This is a genomic window from Burkholderiales bacterium (assembly GCA_015075645.1).
In the GTDB taxonomy this organism is placed as follows: domain Bacteria; phylum Pseudomonadota; class Gammaproteobacteria; order Burkholderiales; family Casimicrobiaceae; genus VBCG01.
Window position 1 is genome coordinate 1 of sequence record JABTUF010000013.1, and the last position, 4,182, is coordinate 4,182.

General features: G+C 69.3%; 2 protein-coding genes. One reads left to right on the forward strand and one right to left on the reverse strand.

All coding sequences use genetic code 11. The annotated features are described in order from the left end of the window. Positions 1-2,457, reverse strand: coding sequence for a hypothetical protein (locus HS109_20700; GenBank protein MBE7524767.1), 2,457 nt, complete (start codon positions 2,455-2,457; stop codon positions 1-3). 333 nt (positions 2,458-2,790) lie between these two features. Between HS109_20700 and HS109_20705 the strand changes: the two genes are divergently transcribed. Then, positions 2,791-4,137 carry a transposase gene (locus tag HS109_20705; protein ID MBE7524768.1) on the forward strand — a complete coding sequence of 449 codons (1,347 nt, stop codon included), beginning with the start codon at positions 2,791-2,793 and terminating at the stop codon, positions 4,135-4,137. The last annotated feature ends 45 nt before the right edge of the window (positions 4,138-4,182 follow it).

Genomic DNA, 4,182 nt, shown 5'->3' on the forward strand with positions numbered 1-4,182 from the left:
TCAGTACGGGACGCACGCGAACACGAGCGTCGGCGCTTCGCCTTCGAACGTCCACCCCTTCGCCACCATCGTGTCGAACGTCACCATGCTCGTCGAGTAGCGATGGTTGGGCAGGCCGCCCATGGAATTGTTGTAGAAGCGCCGCAGCGCGCGCGTGTCCGGCGGACAGCCTCGCTCCGGCGGCGCGGTCGGCAGCGCAAGGCCGAACGCGATCTTCTCGTAGATCCACGGCGGGGTCGTGGCGAGGATCTCGCACTCGTGCGGATAGGGCGAATAGAAGTGCGTCGACTGCGGCGGGAACACGCCGAAGTAGCGGCAGACCGGCGAATTGCCCGGATCGTTCGCCTCGGCGACGCGGAAGCCTTCGCCGGTGCGCGCCCAGCCCTGGAACACGCCCGCATCCAGACCGGCGATCTCGTCGAGGTCGGCCGAGACGAAGAAGTGGTTCAAATCGAGGTGGTAGAACTCGATCGCGCGGCGGTCGCCCTCGGGGACGCCGGAGCCGAGATCGGCGCGGTACAGGCCGGAACCCGTCTCCGCATAGATGCGTCCCGTCGTATGCGGATCCTGCGCGACACCGAGGGCGGCTTCGTCGTGCAGGCCCTCGTCGAGCGCGGTCCAGGTCGCGCCGCGATCGGTGCTGCGGAAGACGCCCGAGCCGAGCTGCGATGCGTAGATCGTCGAGGGATTCGCGGGATCGATGACGAGCGACGTGATTTCGCCTGCGCCCAGGCCGTTCGTGGCGCGCGTCCACGTCGCGCCGGCGTCGTCGCTGCGCATCACGTAGTCGGGATAGGTGAAGCCGGCATAGATGCGCGCCGGATTCGACGGGTCGATCGCGAGCGCGGCAAGGGTATTGCCGTAGGTGCCCCCGTACGGACTCAACGACGCCGGAAACGTCGCGACCGGAGACCACGTGACGGCGCCATTGGCCGAGCGGTACAACTGCGGCTCGCCGATGGCGAGCGGCGAACCGCCTGCGTAGAGGAGCGACGGGCCCGACTGGGTCGCGCCCAGTGCGCGGACGGCCACCGGTGGCGCGAATCGCGACGTGAACGACTCGCCGTCGTCGTTCGAGTAGAACATGCCGCGCGTAACCATATTGCCGAGGCTGCCGCCCACGGCCGCGACGAACAGCTCGCCGGAGGCGCTTCCGTAGGCCAACGGACCGACCGTCGTCCCCCGGGGGCCGAAGAACGAGACCTTCTGCGTCCACGTCGTTCCGCCGTCCGTGCTCAGCGACACTCCATAATCCCCCGTCACGCCCGGAAAACCGGTTCCGAAGACCGTGTTCGCGCGCGACCGACTCGCACCGATCAGGCGATAGGTCGACCCGATGTCGTGCCACGTCGATCCCGCATCCTCCGAGCGGAGCGTCGAGGCCGACGAGGAAGAGACCGACGACAGCCACTGCCTCGACGTCGAGACGGGATCGAAGTACAGCGCACGGGCGGACCCGGGCGCGCCGCCTGGTCGGGAAAGGGCGGCAAACGTCGATCCGCCATCGTTGCTCGCGAGCGCCCCGACGCTCGTGATGACGTACAACCGATCCGGGTTCGCAGCGTCAACGGCAGGCGTGCGGACCGACGCGTCCGCGATGGTGCCGGCCGCGCTCCACGTGGCTCCGTCATCGTCGCTGCGCAGCACGCGTCCGCTTTCGCACTCGATCGCGTAGACCCGTCTGGCCGGGAGAGACGAGAACGCGAAGTCGCAGACGAGCGCGGACACGACCCCTTGCGCGACCGGGCTGAACGTCGTGCCCCCATCGGTGGAGCGATGGAGTCCCCCGGTCGTGCTGTAGATGACCGTGCCGTGTCCCGCGGCGAAGCGGTACGGATCCTGACCGCCGACACCCCAGGCCCCCGGCGTATCGAGCGGTCGATGCCCGAGCGATGGGTTGTTCGTGAACGACGCGTAGAGGATTCGCGTCGACCAATCGACATCGAGCGCGCTCACCGTCGTGGGCGCGGCATCCGAACCCCACGATGAGCCACCGTCGAAGGTTCGATAGATCGTTGCTCCCGCGAACACCACGAGCTCGTTCGGGTTCGCCGGATTGACCGCTCCGAGGAGCAGGCCCAGACCGGACGCGTCGGTCGGAAGGGGGATCGGCGCCCAGGTACGCCCCTCGTCCGTGCTGCGCAGAATCGGAGCGCCGCCGTTGTTGAGGAACGCGATCGTCGGCGTTCCGCTCAGGAACGCACGGCCGAAGGCGCCGACCCTCGCGTTCGACGTCCAATGAGCGCCTCCGTCCGTCGTGAAGAACGCTCCCAGTTGATGAACGACCTGGGGAACATACCCGGCAAAGACGACGGCCTGTCCGCCCACGCCCGGATGCGTAGCGACAGTTGCGAAGTTCGACGCCTGGCCGCCGTCGGCGGGGCCGGTGGGGAGCCATCCGGCAGCACGCGCGAAGCTCGATGCGATCAGCAGTCCTGCAAACAATATGCGGCGCATGACGATGCTTTCGAGGACGGGAGCAGGAGCTCCGGTGAGCGGGACCGGCTGATGATAGGCCCGGCGAGGAGAAGAAATCATCCGGGTCGCCGTGTCGCAGGATGGCGACAGCGCGCGACCTCGGTCAACGATTCGGACCGCGCGAGGCGGAGCGGGTTCCCACGGGGAACGATCGGCCGGTAGTCCCTGCGGCCGATGGCGGCATGCGCAGCGTGCCGCCCACCCTGATTCCCAACGCCCCAGCGCGGGGCAGCGGGGACAGGGATGGGGGGCGAGCGCCGGGCCACCGACAGCGCGCCGACGCGGTATCGGCCGCGCCGTCCGAGCGAAGGCGTGCTCTATCGCTGCGTCCAGCAACACCTCGAGACCTGGCTCGCCCGCTGCCGCGACGGTCACGACGATGAGTGGTCGGTGCCGGCATATGTGGAGCGCGAGTTCCGCCGTTACCTGGAATGCGGAATCCTTGCCCATGGCTTTGCCCGGGCCCGGTGCGGGCAGTGCGGGCATGACTTCCTGATCGCCTTCTCGTGCAAGGGGCGCGGGGTGTGCCCCTCGTGCAACGCCCGGCGCATGGTGGCGACGGCGGCGCATCTGACCGATCACGTCCTGCCGGAGCTGCCCCTGCGCCAGTGGGTCCTGGCGGTGCCCAAGCGCCTGCGCTACTTCCTGGAACGCGATGCCGACCTGCAGGGTGCTGCCTTGCGGCTCTTCCTGCGCGCGGTGGAGTCCTGCCTGCGCGCGCACAGTCCTGGTTCAGGCCCCGCGGCGCGTCTGGGCGCGGTGGCCTTCATCCATCGCTTCGGCTCGACACTCAATGCGCATCTGCACTTCCACTGCGCGGTCATCGACGGGGTGTTCGAGCCCGGCGCGGGCGGAGTCGTCTTTCATGCCGCTACCGGCCTTGATGCCACCGCCATCACGAAGGTGCAGGCGCAGGTGCGCCGGCGGCTGTTGCGCGGGTTCGTGCGCCGCGGCCTGCTGCCGGGCGATGACGCGCAGGCAATGGCGCAATGGCAACACGGCGGCGGCTTCTCCCTCGATGCCTCGGTACGCATCGCGGCTGCCGACCGTGCCGGGCGCGAGCGGCTGCTGCGTTACTGCACCCGCCCGCCATTCGCCCTGGACCGGCTGCGCGAGCGCGATCCCGAGCACCTGCTCTACGAGAGCGCCAAGCCCGGTCCGGGCGGGAACGGCCCGCAGATCCTGACCCCGCTGCAGCTGCTCGACCGCCTCGCCGTACTCGTCCCGCCACCGCGGGTCCACCGCCACCGCTACTTCGGCGTGCTGGCACCCAACTCGCCCCTGCGTGCTGCGGTCACCGCCCTCGCGCCGGGGGCAACCACCGCGCCGCCCGCACCGCCGCCCGAGCCGCCTACCGTCGAACCGGCTTATCGTCGTGCCGCTCGCTACGCCTGGGCCATGCTGCTCGCCCGCATCTACGAAGTGTTTCCGCTGGTGTGTTCCCGTTGTGGCGCCGAGATGAGGATCATCGCCTTCATCACCGATCCGTCCACCATCCGCAACATCCTCCTCCACGTCGGCGAACCGACCGCGCCACCGCACATCGCGCCAGCCCGAGGCCCGCCGCTGTGGGACCTGCCCGATGCCAGGACGGATGAGTTCTACCCCCACGCCCAGCCGGCACCCGAGGTCGAGTTCGATCAACGCATCACTTGGTAACGCCGAGCGTCGACCGCCCGCCGCGCGCGACGCCGGGCCGGTGCG